The following is a 16,399-nucleotide window of genomic DNA, read 5'->3' on the forward strand; positions in this document are numbered from 1 at the left end:
GCATCCCTGCCGGTTTACCCCCCAAATCCCTGTCGAATTCCGGCCAGCGTGGTTTAACGGGGCGCCTAAGATCAAGATCACAAGCAGATCAAGATCAAGAGCGGCTCGCTTCGCATCGTGGTTACCGTCTGCTGCTACAGCCCACAAAGTTGTGTAGGCGCCTCACCACCCCTCTTTCAACATCCGCACCTCCAGATGCTGCAACAACATAATCGTCTTGCCATCCACAATCTCCCCACTCTGCACCATCGCCAGCGCCTGCTCGAAGCCCAGCTCCAACACCTCGATATCCTCGCCCTCTTCTTCCAGGCCACCACCCGCCCCCACTCGGTCACCTGGCTGATATTCGCCGATAAAAAAGTGAATACGCTCGGTTACCGATCCTGGGCTCATGAACGCCGCATAGATTTTTTCCACATGCCCCACGCGATAGCCGGTCTCTTCCTCGGCCTCCAGGCGGATGCGCTCTTCGGCGCTGGCGTTGTCGAGCAAACCGGCTGCCGCTTCAATCAGGTAGCCGGGGTAATCGTTGACGAACGTGGGCATGCGGAACTGGCGAATCAGCAACACCGTGCGTTGTTCGCGGTTGTACAACAGGATGGTGGCACCGTTGCCCCGGTCATACACCTCGCGGGTCTGGGCTTGCCAACTGCCGTCGCGACGGCGCAGGTCGAAGCTGTATTTCTTCAGCAGGTACCAGTTGTCCGAGAGGGTTTCTTCGGCGGTGATGCGCACGGGGCTGTTATTCATGTGTGGGCCTTTGCAGGTGGGGCAGGTTCAAGCCATCCACCCTATCAACCCGCACGAGGATTGTTCAATGCTGTAACACTTTCATCGGTCACGGCCGTCGCATTAATGCCTACCCGCCCAGGCCATCTGGTAAAACCCGTGCTTCATCTTTGTTCTGGAACCTTCATGTCTTCTGCTTCTATGCCCCGCCGGGGCCTGCGCTGGTTTGTCTGGCTGTGCATGGCCGTGTTGATTGTCGGCCTGCCGGTCGGTTGCGCCGTGTTGCAACACAAGGAGCGCGAACTTGTGTTTCGCATCGAGCCGGGAACCGCCGGCTGGTACACCGGCCTGCCCAAGGCGGTGCAGGAATTCGAACTCAAGCCCGCCAGTTTCAAAGCAGGGCAGAACATTCATGGCTGGTGGTACCCGGCAGCCAACAAAGACGCGCCCGCCATCCTCTACCTGCACGGGGTACGCTGGAACCTCACGGGCCAATTGTTTCGCATCGAGCAATTGCATGCCCTGGGCTTTTCGGTCCTGGCCATCGACTATCGCGGCTTTGGCCAAAGCCAGGGCGACTTGCCCTCGGAAGCCACGGTGTACGAGGACGCTCGCATTGCCTGGGAGCGTTTCCAGACCCTGCAACCAGACCCCGGCAAGCGCCTGATCTACGGGCACTCCCTGGGTGGCGCGGTCGCCATCGACCTCGCTGCCGAGTTGGGCAAGCAGGTGCCATTGCCGGTGCGCGGGCTGGTGATCGAGTCCACGTTCACCTCCCTGGCGGATGTCGCCACGGCCGTTGCCAACACCTCATTGCCGGTGCGCTGGTTGCTGTCGCAGAAGTTCGATTCCATCGACAAGATTGCCGACATCCACATGCCGCTGCTGGTGGTCCACGGCCTCGACGACCGCTACGTACCACCGCGCTTCAGCCAGCAGTTATTCGAAGCCGCCCAGCAACCCAAACACCTGTTGCTGGTGCCCGGTGCCAGCCATAACAACAGCATGAACCTCGCCGGACGCAGCTATGGGCAGGCGCTGGAAAACCTGATGCGCACGAAGATGCCCGCCCAGGTGGTGACACACTCCACAGGCCGCGATAACGCCTCATAAATACGCTTTTCGGCACTGGGTTCGCGCTTGGCTGTCAAGCGCAAACCCTGGCCATGTTGGCCCGAAATGCAAGTTGATCAAATAATGATCTTCGCGGAAATCGCCAACGCTGCCGGGCCTTCGCAAAGTTATCCACAGAGATACCCACGGTTTTCGTGGACAACTCTTTTTATATTTTTACGTTTTTTCTGCTCAAGCCGTGCTTCCAGGAAAGGTGCCGGGCAACAGGATTTCGCGATTCACCTCGCGTATATCCTTATAGCCGCAGAGCGCCATCGACACGTCCAGTTCGCGGGCGATGATATCAAGCGCCTTGGTCACCCCCGCCTCGCCCATCGCCCCCAACCCATACAAATGCGGGCGGCCAATCATGGTGCCCTTGGCGCCCAGCGCCATGGCCTTGAGCACGTCCTGGCCGGAACGAATACCCCCGTCGAGCCACACTTCAATGCGGTTGCCCACGGCCTCGACAATCGCCGGCAATTGGCTGATGCTCGACGGCGCGCCATCAAGCTGGCGGCCACCGTGGTTGCTCACCACCAACGCATCGGCACCGCAATCGGCCGCCAAGCGTGCATCCTCCACATCAAGAATGCCCTTGATGATCAGCTTGCCGCCCCAACACTTTTTGATCCACGCCACATCGTCCCAACTCAGGCGCGGGTCAAATTGCTGGGCAGTCCACGACGACAGCGAACTCATGTCGGCCACGCCCTTCACATGCCCGACGATATTGCCAAAGCCGCGCCGTTGAGTACCCAGCATGCCCATCACCCAACGCGGCTTGGTCATCATGTTGAGGATATTCGGCAGGGTCAGCTTGGGGGGTGCGGACAGGCCGTTGATCAAGTCCTTGTGACGCTGCCCCAGAATCTGCAAATCCAGGGTCAGCACCAATGCATCCACCCCGGCAGCCTTGGCGCGCTCGATCAACTGCTCGATAAAACTGCGGTCGCGCATCACATACAGCTGGAACCAGAACGGCTGGCCGACATGCTCGGCGATGTCTTCCAGCGAACAGATACTCATGGTCGACAAGGTGTAGCGCAGCCCGAACGCGGCAGCGGCACGGGCAGTGAGGATTTCACCATCGGCATGCTGCATGCCCGCCAGACCAGTCGGCGCCAGCGCCACGGGCATGGCCATGTTTTGGCCGATCATACTGGCGCGGATCGAACGCTCGTCGATATTGCGCGCCACCCGTTGGCGGAACTTGATACGTGCAAAATCCGTTTCGTTGGCGCGGTAGGTGCTCTCAGTCCAGGAGCCGGAATCGGCGTAGTCGTAGAACATGCGGGGCACACGCTTTTGCGCCAGCTTGCGTAAGTCTTCGATGGTTGTGATCAACGGCATCGGGTCACCTCTCCCTGAACTGAACACAGAGAGTAACCGGCAGGAGCGTGGGCAACCAGCCGTTGCGTTTAGATGAAGCGGGGATTAATCTCGCACAAACCCGCAATAAAGCGCACAAACATGCACAACACTCATCAAGCCATCGACCTGCCTTCCCTGCGCAAGCAGAAGATTTTGTTGTTGCTGGAACGCGACGGCAAGGTCACCGCCTCCGAGTTGGTCGAACATTTCGCCGTGTCTCAGGACACCATCCGCCGCGACCTCGGCGAACTCGCCGCCGCCGGCCTGCTGCAACGCGTACACGGCGGCGCCCTGCCCCGGCCCAAGGATACCGGCAAGGATTTCTTTACCCGTGTCGGCGAGACCAACGAGGTCAAGCGCCACCTCGCACGCGTAGCGGCAGGCCGGGCTGAAGACGGCCAGATCGTGCTGTTCGATTCCGGCTCTACCACCTTGCAGATCGCTCAGTGCTTGCCCCATGCACTGCACCTGACCGTGATCACGCCATCCCCGATGATCGCCATCGCCCTGGCCGACCATCCGCATGTGAAGATCATCCTGGCCGGCGGCCAACTCAACCCAGCCACCCTCTCCACCGGCGGCCATGAAGCGGTGCGCCTGATCCAGAGCGTCAAGGCCGACCTGTTGTTCACCGGAGTGTGCGCATTACACCCACAAGTGGGCATCACCTCGCTGCATTTTGGTGAAGTGGCCGTCAAGCAAGCCTTGCTCGACAGCGCGTCCCACGTCATCGCCGTGACCACCTCAGACAAACTCGGCGCAGTGGAACCCTTTGTGGTTGCGCCGTGCAGCCGTATTCATACGCTGATTACCGAGTGGGACGCGCCGGATGTGCAGGCGTATGAACAGCTGGGGCTGCAGGTGCAGAGGGTGTAGGAGCGAGCTTGCTCGCTCCTACAAAAAGGGCCAGCCGGCCATCTGGAGACGCTAACCACGATGCGAAGCGAGCCGCTCTTGATCTTAGGCGCCCCGTCAAACCACGCTGGCCGGAATTAGACAGGGATTTGGGCCCCCCCCCAAATCACTGGCGGATTACGGGCACACCGAGCCTGAGCGAGGTGCCGAGTGGTGGGGCAAGAGCGTTTTGCTTACTTTGCCGCTTTTGCAAAGTGAGCCGCCGTCAGGGCGGAACCCTAAGTAGCCGTTACCGCAGCAATGGATATGTACCCAATCCAACTGTGTTGACTGCCAGGCCGCCTTCGCGAGCAAGCACGCTCCCAAAGTTGGGTTGCGGGGTGTCAGGTAGGTAAGTGTCGGCTGGCAGGCCGTCATCGCAGGCAAGCCAGCTCCCACAGTTGAATTACAGGGCGTCAGGCAGCACTGCGAATCTTGTGCAAAGCCTCCGCCACCCATTGACCAAACGCATCCACCGGCCCTTGCAGGTTGCCGAGAAAATGCGGATAGATCAGCCACAAATCCATCACCGGCTTGAAGTCCTTGAGAGGCATCGCCGCCAGCTGCTCGCGATGAGCACTGCGTTCCAGCAACGGACGTGGCACCAGGCCAAGGCCGAGGCCATCGGCCACCAAGCCCAGTTGCAGTTCAGTGCCAAAGGTTTCCAGGTTCACCCGCAGCGCCAGGCCCTGGTCAGACAAGGTGCGCTGCAACCCCGCACGGAACCCGCAGCCGTCCGGATTAAGAATCCAACCGCTCTGGTACACGTCAGCCAGCTTGCACGGCTTCTTCGGCAGTTGCGCCTTGGCACACACCACCACCAACTCCATCTTGCCGATGGACTCACCCACTAGGTTGTCCGGGAAGATCTTGCCCGCAGGGAACAACGCCACCGCCGCATCCAGTTCGCCGCGTTCGATCTTGCCGACCAATTGGCTGCCCCAGCCGGTGGCAACCTGGGCGCGCAAGTCGGCGTATTCGCTGCGCAGGTGCTTGAGCGCGTCCAGCAGCACCACATCGCCGATGGTCTGCGGTACACCCAGGCGTAGCACGCCGGTGGGCGGAGCATCGGTGGCCACCAGTTCGCGCAGGGCATCCATCTCACGCAGGATCAACCGACATTGCTCATAAACGCGGGTACCGATCAGCGTCGGCTTGAGCGGCTTGGTGTTGCGGTCGAACAGCTCCACCCCCAGTGCCTGCTCGAAGTTCTGCACGCGGCGGGTGATGGCTGGCTGGGTCAGCTGCAACGACGCGGCGGCATGGCTGATGGACTGGCAACGAATCACTTCGACAAAGGCATCGATATCGTCAATTTTCATTTGGGCCGCACATACAGATCAGTCATTAAGATGTGCGTGAAGCATAGTGGCCGCACACAGGTCTGGATAGCCCACCCAGTGATCAATAACGTCTAACGCTATTCAAACCGGTTCTAAATTACCTTCGGCTATAAGCTAATCATTAAAAAATAGCATATTAAAAATAAACATTATGCTTATATAAAAGCACACCAACAGCCCGATGGAATGGTCATGACCCAGGCCCGACACCCCGAGAGACTCAGAGCCTTCATAGGCGCCCTGGCGGAATTGATCGACGGCAACCCGCGTGAAGGCGACCTGCTGCACCGTGGCGGCAAGCTGCTGGCGCAACTGGTCAGCCACGATGATTGGCTGCCCGACGAATTCGCCCAATCCGACCCCGAGCGCTATCAGCAATTTTTGCTGCATGCCGATTCGCGCCAGCGCTTCAGCGTGGTCAGCTTTGTGTGGGGGCCGGGGCAACGCACGCCGATTCATGACCACAGGGTGTGGGGGTTGATCGGCATGTTGCGCGGCGCGGAGTTTTCCCAGGGGTTTGCCCGGGCGCCGGGCGGCAGCCTGGTAGCGCAAGGCGACCCCGTGCAATTGCTGCCCGGCCAGGTCGAAACGGTGTCGCCCAAGGTCGGTGATATCCACCAGGTCAGCAATGCACACGCTGACCAAGTGTCCATCAGCATCCACGTATACGGCGCCAATATCGGCGCGGTGCGCCGGGCGGTGTACCAGCCCGACGGCAGCGAGAAACTGTTTATCTCCGGTTATTCCAATGCCTACCTCCCGAACATCTGGGACCTGTCCAAAGAAAAGAGCCCTGCCCTATGACCACTGTATCGACCCGCAGCTTTGCGCAGATTCGCCAGGCCCTGTTGGCACGCGAAGAAGTCGCGCTGATCGACGTGCGTGAGGAAGCCCCCTTTGCCGAGGCCCATCCGCTGTTCGCCGCGAATATTCCCTTGTCCAAGCTGGAACTGGAGGTGTACGCGCGCATTCCACGCCGCGATACCCAGGTCACCCTGTACGACAACGGCGAAGGGCTGGCCCACCGCGCCGCCGAACGCCTGGTTGCACTGGGCTACACCCAGGTCAGCCTGCTGGAGGGTGGGCTGGACGGTTGGCGCCGGGCCGGTGGCGAGCTGTTTATCGACGTCAATGTACCGAGCAAGGCGTTTGGCGAACTGGTGGAGAACCAGCGTCACACGCCGTCCCTGGCCGCCGAAGAGGTCCAGGCCTTGCTCGACAGCCAGGCCGATGTGGTGGTGCTAGATGCGCGGCGTTTCGATGAATACCAGACCATGAGCATCCCCACGGGCATCAGCGTGCCGGGGGCTGAGTTGGTGTTACGCGCCCGTGAGCTGGCGCCCGATCCGGCCACGCGCATTATCGTCAATTGCGCCGGGCGCACCCGCAGCATTATCGGCACTCAGTCGTTGATCAACGCCGGCATCCCCAACCCGGTGGCGGCCCTGCGCAACGGCACCATCGGCTGGAGCTTGGCCGGGCAGACCCTCGCCCATGGGCAGGCGCGCCAGTTTGCACCGACCTCGGAAAACCATCGCCAGCTGGCCGCCCAAGAGGCCCGTGGTGTTGCCGACAAAGCCTCGGTAAAACGTGCAACCCTCAATGATCTGCAGCGCTGGCAACAGGACGCGACACGCACCACTTACCTGTTCGATGTGCGCACCGTGGAAGAATTCGAAGCCGGCCACCTGCCGGGCGCCCGCGCCACCCCGGGCGGGCAACTGGTGCAGGAAACCGACCACGTGGCCAGTGTGCGCGGTGCGCGCCTGGTACTGGTGGACGACGACGGCGTGCGCGCCAATATGTCTGCGTCGTGGCTGGCCCAGTTGGGCTGGCAGGTGTACGTATTGGATGACCTGCAAGCAGAGCACTTCAGCGAGCGCGGCGCATGGGTCGCGCCAGTACCGCCGCCGCCCCAGGCCGAACTGATCAGCCCCCACACCCTTGCCGACTGGCTCGGCCATGGCGACACCCTGGTGCTGGACTTCACCGCCAGCGCCAACTACGTGAAACGTCATATCCCCGGCGCCTGGTGGGTGCTGCGCGCGCAACTGCCAGAGGCCCTGGGCAAGGTACCGAGCGCCCAGCGCTATGTGTTGACCTGCGGCAGCAGCCAACTGGCGCGCCTGGCGGTGCCGGAAGTCGAGGCGCTTACCGGCAAGCCAGTCTTTTTGCTGCAGGACGGCACAGCCGGCTGGATCCAGGCGCAGCTGCCCCTTGAGTCAGGTGAAAGCCACTTGGCGTCCCCACGTATCGACCGCTACCGCCGCCCTTACGAAGGCACCGACAACCCTCGGGAAGCCATGCAGGCTTACCTGGATTGGGAGTTCGGCCTCGTGGAACAACTGGCCCGCGACGGCACCCATGGCTTCTACGTGATCTGATTCAGCGCTGCACCGTTTCGCCCAACCGACCCCTTCTCCAGGCGGAGGTACTTTCCTTTACCTAACGCCTGGAGTTTTTCCCATGCTGTACGCCATTGCATTCAAACGCCTGTTGCTGGGCGCTGCCCTCGCCCTCGGCCTGCTTTCTACCGTCCAGGCTGGCGACCTGCAACCGCTGCGCGTGGCCAACCAGAAATCCACGATCAAGGCGCTGCTGGAAGCCTCGGGCGAAAGCCAGAACGTGCCCTACGAGATCAAATGGTCGGAATTCCCCTCGGCCTCGCCCCTGGGCGAAGCGCTGAATGCCGGTGCTGTGGATGTCGGCGCCCTGGGCGATGCCCCTTATGTGTTCGCCCTCGGCGCCGGTGCCTCGATCAAGGTGATCAGCATCATCCATGCCGAAGGCCGTAACACCACCGCGCTGCTGGTGCCCAAGGATTCACCGATCAAGACCGCGGCCGACCTCAAGGGCAAGAAGATCGTCACCGGGCGCGGCTCCATCGGGCATTACCTGGCGATCAAGGCCCTGAACAATGCCGGGCTGACCACCCAGGATGTGCAGTTCATCTTCCTGCTGCCCGCCGAATCCCGGCTGGTACTCGACAACGGCACCGCCGATGCCTGGGCGACATGGGACCCTTACACCACCGTGGTCACCTCACAAAGCAATGCTCGGGTGTTGGTCAGCGGCAAGCACCTGCTGAGCAATCACCTGTACTTCGCGGCCACCGGCCAGGCCATTGCCGACAAACGTGTGCAACTGGACGACTTTGTCGCCCGCATTGATCGCGCCTATGCCTGGGCCAATACCCATCCCGAGCAATACGCCGCTGCCCAGGCCAAGATCACTGGCCTGCCACTGGCCGTACATATCGAAGTGGCCAAGGACACCCATCTGTCCCCCGTCACGATTGACGATACGGTGATCCACGGCCTGCAAGCCACCGCCGACACCTATGTAAAAGAAGGCCTTTTGAGCAAACACATCGACGTCTCCCAGGGCTTCGATTCCAGCTTCAACGCCAAGCGTATCCCCCTCGAACAAGCCTCGCGCTAAGGAGCAGAACATGAGCAAGCCACGTCAATTGAAACTCGGTGCCATGGTGCACGGCGTCGGCCACGGTTGGGGCGAATGGCGCCACCCGCAGGCACAACCCGACGCCAGCACCAATTTCGGCTTCTACAAGCAGCAGACCGCACTGGCCGAAGCAGCCCGGTTCGACTTCGTGTTCATCGCCGACAGCCTGCATATCCACCCCAAGTCCAGCCCCCATTACCTCAACCGCTTCGAGCCGCTGACGATCCTCTCGGCCCTGGCCGCGCTGACCACTCACATCGGCCTGGTCGCCACCGTGACCGTCAGCTACACCGAGCCTTACCAGGTGGCACGCCAGTTCGCTTCGCTGGACCATATCAGCGGCGGCCGCGCCGGCTGGAACGTGGTCACCTCGTGGCTGAGTGGCACCGCCGATAACTTCGGCAAGGCCGAGCACCCGCCCCACGCCGTGCGTTATCGCATCGCCAAGGAGCATTTGAATGTGGTCAAGGGCCTGTGGGATTCCTGGGAGGACGACGCCTTTGCCTATAACAAGCACAGCGGCGAATTCTTCACCCCGGGCAAGTTGCATGCGCTTAACCACAAGGGCGAATTCTTCTCGGTCAAAGGCCCGCTGAACATCGCGCGCTCGCGCCAGGGCCAACCGGCGATTTTCCAGGCGGGCACTTCGGAGGATGGGCGTAACTTTGCCGCTGAAAACGCCGATGCGATTTTCGTGCATGTGGACACTGTCGACGAGGGCAAGGCCTACAGTGCCGACTTGAAAAGGCGCGCCAAGCGCTTTGGCCGCGACCCGGACAGCCTGTCGATTTTGCCGGGTATTCGCCCGATTGTCGGGCGTGATGCGGCCGAAGTGGAAAGCCGCTACCAGCAAGCCGTGGCGCTGGTCACGGTAGAAGACGCCATCGTCGCCCTTGGCCGGCCGTTCAACGACCATGATTTCAGCCAGTACCCGCTGGATGCGCCCTTCCCCGAACTGGGCGACCTGGGCGCCAACAGCCAGAAAGGCGGCTCCGAACGTATCAAGCAACTGGCCCGGGACGAAGGCTTGACCCTGCGCGAAGTGGCCCTGCGTTTCTCACGGCCCCAGCGCGACTTTGTCGGCACCCCGGAACAGGTCGCGGATGCGATCCAGACCTGGTTCGAGAGCGGCGCCAGCGATGGTTTCATCATCAATTCGGTGCTGCCGGATGGCTTGCAGTATTTCACCGAGCTGGTGGTGCCGGTGCTTCAACAGCGAGGGTTGTTCCGTACCGAGTACAGCGGCCATACCCTGCGCGACAACCTCGGCCTGGAGGTGCCGGCGAACCGCTACAGCGTGATTGAAGAGCCGGTGGAGGCGCTGGTATGAGCCAATCGCGCAGTCGCTCGACCTATGTGGGAGCTGGCTTGCCTGCGATAGCGGTGTGCCAGCCAACTACACTACCGCCTGATAAACCGCGATCGCAGGCAAGCCAGCTCCCACAGGAACTCGCCCAATTCGATACACTGCTTGAACGCCTCAGCGCCGAGCTGGCCAGTACCGCGCCCCTCTATGACGAAAGCGGCGCCTTCCCCCACGCTAATTTCAAGCTCCTGCACCAACACCAACTCATCGCCCTGACCGTGCCGAAGAAACTTGGCGGCGGTGGCGCCAGCCTGGCCCAGGCGCGCAAGGTCATCAGCGCCATCGCCAAGGGCGAACCGTCCACGGCCCTGATCCTGGTGATGCAATACCTGCAACACAGCCGCCTGCAAGACAGCCAGACCTGGCCCGCACACCTGCGCATGCAAGTCGCGCAAGACGCGGTGCAAAACGGTGCACTGATCAACGCCCTGCGGGTCGAACCCGACCTGGGCACCCCGGCCCGTGGTGGTTTGCCGGCCACCACCGCGGTGCGCACCGCCGAGGGCTGGCGTATCAGTGGACGCAAGCTCTACTCCACCGGCAGCCATGGCCTGAGCTGGTTCAGCGTGTGGGCGCGCAGCGACGACGCCGACCCGCTGGTAGGCGCCTGGCTGGTGCCCAAGGCCAGCCCCGGTGTCAGCATCATCGACACCTGGGATCACTTGGGCATGCGCGCCACCTGCAGCCATGAGGTGGTACTCGACAACGTTCTGGTGCCCCTGGACCATGCGGTCAGCGTCAGCCCCTGGAGCGCCCCGCAAGCGGAGCTGGATGGCGAAGGCTTCCTGTGGATGTCGGTGTTGCTGTCGTCGGTGTACGACGCCGTGGCTCAGGCGGCACGGGACTGGCTGGTGGACTGGCTGGAGGAACGCAAGCCGTCAAATCTCGGCGCGGCATTGTTCACCCTGCCGCGTTTTCAGGAGACCGTCGGCCATATCGACACGCTGCTGTTTGCCAACCGCAGCCTGCTCGACACTGCCGCCGCAGGCCACACGCCAACGGCCAATGCCGCACAGGTGAAGTACCTGGTCACCGGCAATGCAATCCGTGCGGTCGAGCTGGCCATCGAAGCCTCGGGCAACCCTGGCCTGTCACGCCATAGCCCACTGCAACGGCATTACCGCGATGTGCTGTGCAGCCGCGTCCACACTCCGCAAAATGACGCCGTGCTGCAGGGCGTCGGCAAAGCGGTGTTCAACCAGCGCCAGAAGGAACGCACATGAGCCAGGTGATTATTGCCAGCCAACTGGACGAGGACTTCAACCAGGTGATCCGTGAGCGTCTTGCGCCACTGCACCCCCAAGCCCAGGTAATCGGCGTGCCGGTCGGTGTGCCCAGTGACTTGCCGCCCCACGCCAATATCCTGCTGCTGCGCCCGATCAATGTGCGTGGCTACACCGCCCCCGATAACCCGCCACCGGGCTGGCCCTACGGCGCACAGTGGGTGCACCTGGTATCGTCGGGTATCGACTTCTACCCGCGGTGGCTGTTCAACGGCCCGCCGGTGACCACCTCACGAGGCAGTGCTGCCGATAACCTGGCGGAGTTCGCTCTGGCGGCGATCTTTGCCGCGTCCAAGCATTTGCCGGATATCTGGGTAAAGGATGCCCAATGGCAGTTCACCGCGCTGCGCCCGCTCAAGGGCACCACGCTGGGCCTTTTGGGCTTTGGCGCGATTGGCGCAAGCCTGGCGCAAAAGGCCCTGGCACTGGGGCTCAAGGTCGTGGCACTGCGTCAAAGCACAACGCCGTTCGGCCTCGATGGCGTGGAAGCGGCCAATGACATCCACGACCTGTTTGCCCGCGCCGATCACCTGGTGGTGGCGGCACCCCTGACCGAAGCGACGCGGCATATCATCGACCGTGATGTACTGGCCAGCGCCAAGCCGGGGCTGCACCTGATCAACATTGCCCGCGGAGGCCTGCTCGATCAGCAAGCGCTGTTGCACGCGCTGGATAACGGCCAGATCGGCCTGGCGTCCCTCGACGTCACCGAGCCAGAGCCATTGCCCGACGGGCACCCGCTGTACAGCCATCCGAGGGTACGGCTGTCGCCGCATACTTCAGCTATTTCGACCAACAGCAAGGAAGAAATTGCGGATACGTTCCTGGCAAATCTGGAACGGTATGTGGCGGGCCTTGAGTTAAGTAACCTCGCGAATGCTTGAGGGCTTGCTCGCGAACGCGGTGTGTCAGTCACTGCATCTTTAACTGAACCACCGCCAGGAGAAATTCATTTGATGCGGTAGTGGAAGGTATTGCGCACCGCCGGTACGGCAACAGCCTTGCCATCGACGATTCTCGGCTGGTAGCGAAAAGTATTGGCCGCTGCTAATGAGGGCCGAATGAACAACGGGTGGCAGCCGTCCAGCACCTTGGGGTTTTCCACGTGCCCCTGGGTGTTGACGGTGTACTCCACTGAACAGTCGCCTTCGATGTTCTTGTCCAGGGCGCGTTCGGGGTAGTCCGGGGCGGCCTTGCTCAAGGGCTGGTACTGGCGGCTGTCGAATGCTGGGGTAGGCGCAGGCACGGGGGCTCTGGCTTTTTCCGAAGCGGCACGCGCCTGGCTCAGGCGCTGCTGTTCCAACTCACGATTGCGCTGCTCGGTTGCCATGCGCTGTTGTTGCTCGAGTTTCTTTTCTTCAACCCGCTTGCGTGCCAGGGCGGCTTTCTCGAGCTTTTGCGCCTGGACCTGCGGATCAACTGTCGGTTTGGTCGGTACCGGGATAACAACAGGTTCTGGCAGCGCGGCAGCGACGGACTCAGGTGTCGGTGCCGGTGCCGGCGCAGGTAAAACCACCAACTGCGTGTGCATCACCCGTGGCGCATCCACCCCTGGTCGCTCCGTTGACCAGCCCAGCATCAACGCCACTGCCACCGCACCATGCAGCGCCACGGCCAGACTCGCTGCCAGGCTTTTGCGCCAGAAACCATCGCCGTTGGGCGCCAAGGCCAGTGCCGGACTACGCATGCTCATCGCTGTCATTGTGGGGCCTCGGTGACGAGCCCAAGGTTGCTGACACCGCCCTTCTGCAGTACCGCCATGGCCGCCACCACACGGCCGTAACCGGCATTGTCGTCAGCACGGATATACACCTGGGTATCGCTGCGCGCCGCCACCACCTGCATGACCTTGGCGCTCATTTCTTCCAGGGTCATCGCACTGTCGGTCTGCTGGCGGGTGTCCAGTTCGTCACCCAGGTTCCAGTAGTAGCCACCGTCGGCCTTCACCGATAACGTCAGGATCTGCTGGCGCGTATCGCTGGCCAGCGCCTCGGCGGCGACCTTGGGCAGTTCGATCTTCACACCCTGGGTGAGCATGGGCGCGGTGACCATAAAGATCACCAGCAGCACCAGCATCACGTCGATGTAGGGCACCACATTCATCTCGGCCTTGGGCCCGTGCTTGCGTTGCGGCCTGATCAACATCGCTTTGCTCCTTGTTCAGGCGGCCACGGCCAGGTTGATCGAGGTACCGCGCAGCGTGCGGTGCAGGTGCACTTGCAGCTCATTGCCAAAAGCGTAGTAGCGCGTGAGCAAGGTCTGGCTGCGTGCCGCGAAACGGTTATAGGCGATCACTGCCGGAATCGCCGCAAACAGGCCAATAGCCGTGGCAATCAAGGCTTCGGCAATGCCCGGTGCCACGGTCGATAGCGTGGCCTGCTGCACCTGGGACAAGCCAAGAAACGAGTTCATGATGCCCCACACGGTCCCGAACAGACCGATATAGGGGCTGACCGACCCCACCGTCGCCAGAAACTGTAAGCCCTTTTCCAGCTCCAGTTCCTGCTCGGTGATCGCTACCTGCAAGGCGCGCTCCACACCCTCGAGCACGGCCGGATCGTGGTGGCGCAGATGCTGGTATTCCTGCATGCCGGCAATAAAGATCGGCGCCACACCGCCCTCGCCTGCCTGCACGGTTTCGCGATACAAGGGCTGCAGGTCCGACGCCACGCGAAAGCGCGACAGGAAGCCGTTAAGCTGCCGATCCAACCCACGCAGCACACGGCTGCGCTGAATGATCAGGTACCAGCTGAGCAAGGATGCCAACAGCAAAGTGATCATTACGGCCTTGACCAACAGGCTGGCGTCGCTGATCAAGCTCCAGATCGTCATATGTTCCATCGTCGCGCGCATGGTGAAGCTCCTATTCGATTAAAAACGGATGACTGCGTGATGACAGCTCAAGGTAATTTCAACGCGCGGCTCACCTCGGCCCAGGGCACGAACTTGAAGTTCTGGGCTTGCTCGGGCATGCGCTTGCGGCCGTCCTGCACCACCAGCATGCCCTGGCTCCAGGGCCCGCCGAGGTTGACAGCAGTGACCTCCAGGCCATCGGTTTCCGAGGCGCCATCAATGCCGGCGGCCGCATTGAGGCCAACGCGCAAGGCGCCGCGCACAGCGAATGGCGGCTCGGCGTCCAGCACCAGGTAGCTGTCATTGCCTTGGCTGGAGACCACCAGGTAATCCCGCGCGGGGCTTTGATACAACGCCAAGCCTTCGACGTCCGCGTGCAGTTGCGCGCCGACTTTGATCACCGAAGTGAGCGTGGCCGGTTGCTCGGCACGGGCATCCATCGCCCACACGCCGACATCTTCCTCACCGATGAACAAGCGTTGGCGCTGGTCATCGGCCACACAGCCCTCGGGTTGGCTATCGACCTTGAACTGGCGCACCAACTCGCCCTGCACACGGCCAGTCGGTGCACTCAGGCGGTATTGCAGGAAGGTGCCATCCTTGTCATTGGCAAACGCGTAAAGCTCGCCGCTGGCGGGCTGGTAAAGGCAGATACCGTAGATGTCCTTGAGTGGCGTGGGGACCTCACCGGCTTCACGCAACTCGCCGCTCTGACGGTCGATGCTGAACAGGCTCAGGCTGTTGCGGTCGCGGTTACTCGCCACGGCCAGGTCGACGGTGTGCGTACCCAGTTTGAAGCCTGGGCGTAGGTCTACATTGTTCAGCCGCCCCACTGCCAGTTCCTGCAGCAACTTGCCGTCGAGATCGTAGGCCAGCAGGCCCTGTTTCTTGTTGGTCCCCAGCACACGACTTTTGGCCGGCGTGTCCGGGTGAATCCAGATGGCCGGGTCATCCGCCGCGTCGCCTTGGCGACCCACGGGTTCGGTCTGGCGCAGTGCGGCGACTTGCGCAAGTATCGGCGCAACCGGCACCGGCGTGGCTTGCCAGTCGAGACGGCCCTGATAGAGCTGGCCGCTGTCGTCATCCCGCACCAGCACCTGCCGGCCCTGGATCACCAGTTGCTCCGGTTCTTTGAGGCCCGGCAAGGCGAGGCTGGATTGCCCAACCCAACGTTCCCCGACTTGCTGGAACAGCTGCAATTGCGCGGTTTTCGGGTCCAGCACGAGCACCCCGCCCGGCACCAGCGCCATGGCGCCTGCTTCGCGCGCGGGGTCGTCGAACAGCGCCACGGGCGTGCGTTTCACCTCGGCTTCCGGGTGCGCCGGGTAGGCCCACCAGCCGACGTTTTGCTCGTTCACCACCAATCGCTCGGCCGCATCATCCACTTGGCAGTACTGCGCCGATGGCGGCAGTGACAGGCTGCGAACACGCTGCGCCTGGGCCAGCAGGGTCGAGCCATTGCCCACCAGCCACTGCTCGCCCTTGCCCTCTTCACCGACCAGAAACACAAACAGGTTGGCCGCCGAATCGCGATAGAGGCACAGGCTATTTACCGCAAAGTCGCGGGTCGGCAGGTACAGCGGCGCACCCCAGGTTTTGCCGACGCCATCCAGACCGATCAGCAAGGCCTGCTGGCGGTCGTTGTCGAGGCTGGCGATCAGCGATTGAGTGCCGGCAGCGCGGGTGTCGAGGCTGCTGAAACGGCCCTTGAACCGGGCCAGTTCGGCGCCTTTATCGTCGAGCAACAACAGGCCGTCGCGGGCACTGGCGGCCACGCGCTGGGTGCCGCCGGGCAGGAAGGCCACGGCTTGGGCATTCAGGCTGGGTGCCCAAGGGGTCAGCGGTAGCTCGGTGGCGAACGCATTGCCGCTGATTACCAACGCAACCAGCAGGCACAGCTTGGAAATTCTCATGAACAGACAATCCTTCGAAAACAATGGAGATCCCGTTTGGGACGGCTTGCCCTGATGCCCTGTAGGAGC

Annotated in this window: 15 protein-coding genes; 8 read left to right on the forward strand and 7 right to left on the reverse strand. The window is 62.1% G+C overall.

Going from position 1 to position 16,399, the window contains the following annotated elements:
- Nucleotides 1-162 precede the first annotated feature (162 nt).
- Nucleotides 163-750 (reverse strand): NUDIX domain-containing protein, encoded by a 588-nt coding sequence (locus E1K68_RS16290; RefSeq protein ID WP_034135859.1) that lies wholly within the window; start codon nt 748-750, stop codon nt 163-165.
- 165 nt (nt 751-915) lie between these two features.
- Between E1K68_RS16290 and E1K68_RS16295 the strand changes: the two genes are divergently transcribed.
- Nucleotides 916-1,842 (forward strand): alpha/beta hydrolase, encoded by a 927-nt coding sequence (locus E1K68_RS16295; protein WP_032903886.1) that lies wholly within the window; start codon nt 916-918, stop codon nt 1,840-1,842.
- Nucleotides 1,843-2,034: 192 nt separating this feature from the next.
- On the opposite strand, the gene E1K68_RS16300 is transcribed toward E1K68_RS16295, so the two are convergent.
- On the reverse strand, nt 2,035-3,195 hold the full coding sequence (locus tag E1K68_RS16300; protein ID WP_003191878.1) for an alpha-hydroxy acid oxidase: 1,161 nt from the start codon (nt 3,193-3,195) through the stop codon (nt 2,035-2,037).
- A gap of 120 nt (nt 3,196-3,315) precedes the next feature.
- Here E1K68_RS16300 and E1K68_RS16305 point away from each other — a divergent pair, with 120 nt between their 5' ends.
- On the forward strand, nt 3,316-4,092 hold the full coding sequence (locus tag E1K68_RS16305) for a DeoR/GlpR family DNA-binding transcription regulator (protein WP_003191879.1): 777 nt from the start codon (nt 3,316-3,318) through the stop codon (nt 4,090-4,092).
- A 434-nt stretch (nt 4,093-4,526) separates the two neighbouring features.
- Here the strand turns inward: E1K68_RS16305 and E1K68_RS16310 are convergent, their stop codons facing one another.
- Nucleotides 4,527-5,432, reverse strand: a complete 906-nt coding sequence (locus tag E1K68_RS16310; RefSeq protein WP_094775555.1) for a LysR family transcriptional regulator — start codon at nt 5,430-5,432, stop codon at nt 4,527-4,529.
- A 213-nt stretch (nt 5,433-5,645) separates the two neighbouring features.
- On the opposite strand from E1K68_RS16310, the gene E1K68_RS16315 reads away from it, so the two are divergent.
- The 6 genes from E1K68_RS16315 to E1K68_RS16340 all read left to right on the forward strand — a co-directional run bounded on the left by E1K68_RS16315 (nt 5,646) and on the right by E1K68_RS16340 (nt 12,448).
- Nucleotides 5,646-6,257: a cysteine dioxygenase gene (locus tag E1K68_RS16315; protein ID WP_212614404.1), complete on the forward strand. Its 612-nt coding sequence runs from the start codon at nt 5,646-5,648 to the stop codon at nt 6,255-6,257.
- Nucleotides 6,254-7,837, forward strand: coding sequence for a rhodanese-related sulfurtransferase (locus E1K68_RS16320; RefSeq protein ID WP_212614405.1), 1,584 nt, complete (start codon nt 6,254-6,256; stop codon nt 7,835-7,837). The genes E1K68_RS16315 and E1K68_RS16320 overlap by 4 nt, the downstream gene beginning before the upstream one ends.
- An 82-nt stretch (nt 7,838-7,919) precedes the next feature.
- A complete protein-coding gene (locus E1K68_RS16325) occupies nt 7,920-8,894 on the forward strand; it encodes an ABC transporter substrate-binding protein (RefSeq protein WP_034135862.1) in 975 nt (324 codons plus the stop codon).
- A gap of 10 nt (nt 8,895-8,904) precedes the next feature.
- A complete protein-coding gene (locus E1K68_RS16330; protein WP_003191888.1) occupies nt 8,905-10,245 on the forward strand; it encodes an LLM class flavin-dependent oxidoreductase in 1,341 nt (446 codons plus the stop codon).
- Nucleotides 10,242-11,504, forward strand: coding sequence for an acyl-CoA dehydrogenase family protein (locus tag E1K68_RS16335; RefSeq protein WP_244858820.1), 1,263 nt, complete (start codon nt 10,242-10,244; stop codon nt 11,502-11,504). The genes E1K68_RS16330 and E1K68_RS16335 overlap by 4 nt, the downstream gene beginning before the upstream one ends.
- Nucleotides 11,501-12,448 carry a D-isomer specific 2-hydroxyacid dehydrogenase family protein gene (locus tag E1K68_RS16340; RefSeq protein WP_212614406.1) on the forward strand — a complete coding sequence of 316 codons (948 nt, stop codon included), beginning with the start codon at nt 11,501-11,503 and terminating at the stop codon, nt 12,446-12,448. Before E1K68_RS16335 ends, E1K68_RS16340 begins: the two co-directional genes overlap by 4 nt.
- A gap of 65 nt (nt 12,449-12,513) precedes the next feature.
- Here E1K68_RS16340 and E1K68_RS16345 read toward each other — a convergent pair whose 3' ends face one another.
- The 4 genes from E1K68_RS16345 to E1K68_RS16360 are packed head-to-tail and all read right to left on the reverse strand — an operon-like array spanning nt 12,514 to nt 16,330.
- Nucleotides 12,514-13,266, reverse strand: coding sequence for an energy transducer TonB (locus tag E1K68_RS16345; RefSeq protein ID WP_003191893.1), 753 nt, complete (start codon nt 13,264-13,266; stop codon nt 12,514-12,516).
- Nucleotides 13,263-13,709: a protein TolR gene (tolR, locus tag E1K68_RS16350; RefSeq protein ID WP_003191894.1), complete on the reverse strand. Its 447-nt coding sequence runs from the start codon at nt 13,707-13,709 to the stop codon at nt 13,263-13,265. The genes E1K68_RS16345 and tolR overlap by 4 nt, the downstream gene beginning before the upstream one ends.
- A 15-nt stretch (nt 13,710-13,724) precedes the next feature.
- A complete protein-coding gene (gene tolQ, locus E1K68_RS16355; RefSeq protein ID WP_212614407.1) occupies nt 13,725-14,417 on the reverse strand; it encodes a protein TolQ in 693 nt (230 codons plus the stop codon).
- Nucleotides 14,418-14,464: 47 nt separating this feature from the next.
- Nucleotides 14,465-16,330, reverse strand: a complete 1,866-nt coding sequence (locus tag E1K68_RS16360) for a phytase (RefSeq protein ID WP_212614408.1) — start codon at nt 16,328-16,330, stop codon at nt 14,465-14,467.
- Between the last annotated feature and the right edge of the window lie 69 nt (nt 16,331-16,399).

It is taken from the genome of Pseudomonas sp. B2021 (assembly GCF_018135665.1).
Lineage (GTDB): Bacteria > Pseudomonadota > Gammaproteobacteria > Pseudomonadales > Pseudomonadaceae > Aquipseudomonas > Aquipseudomonas lactis.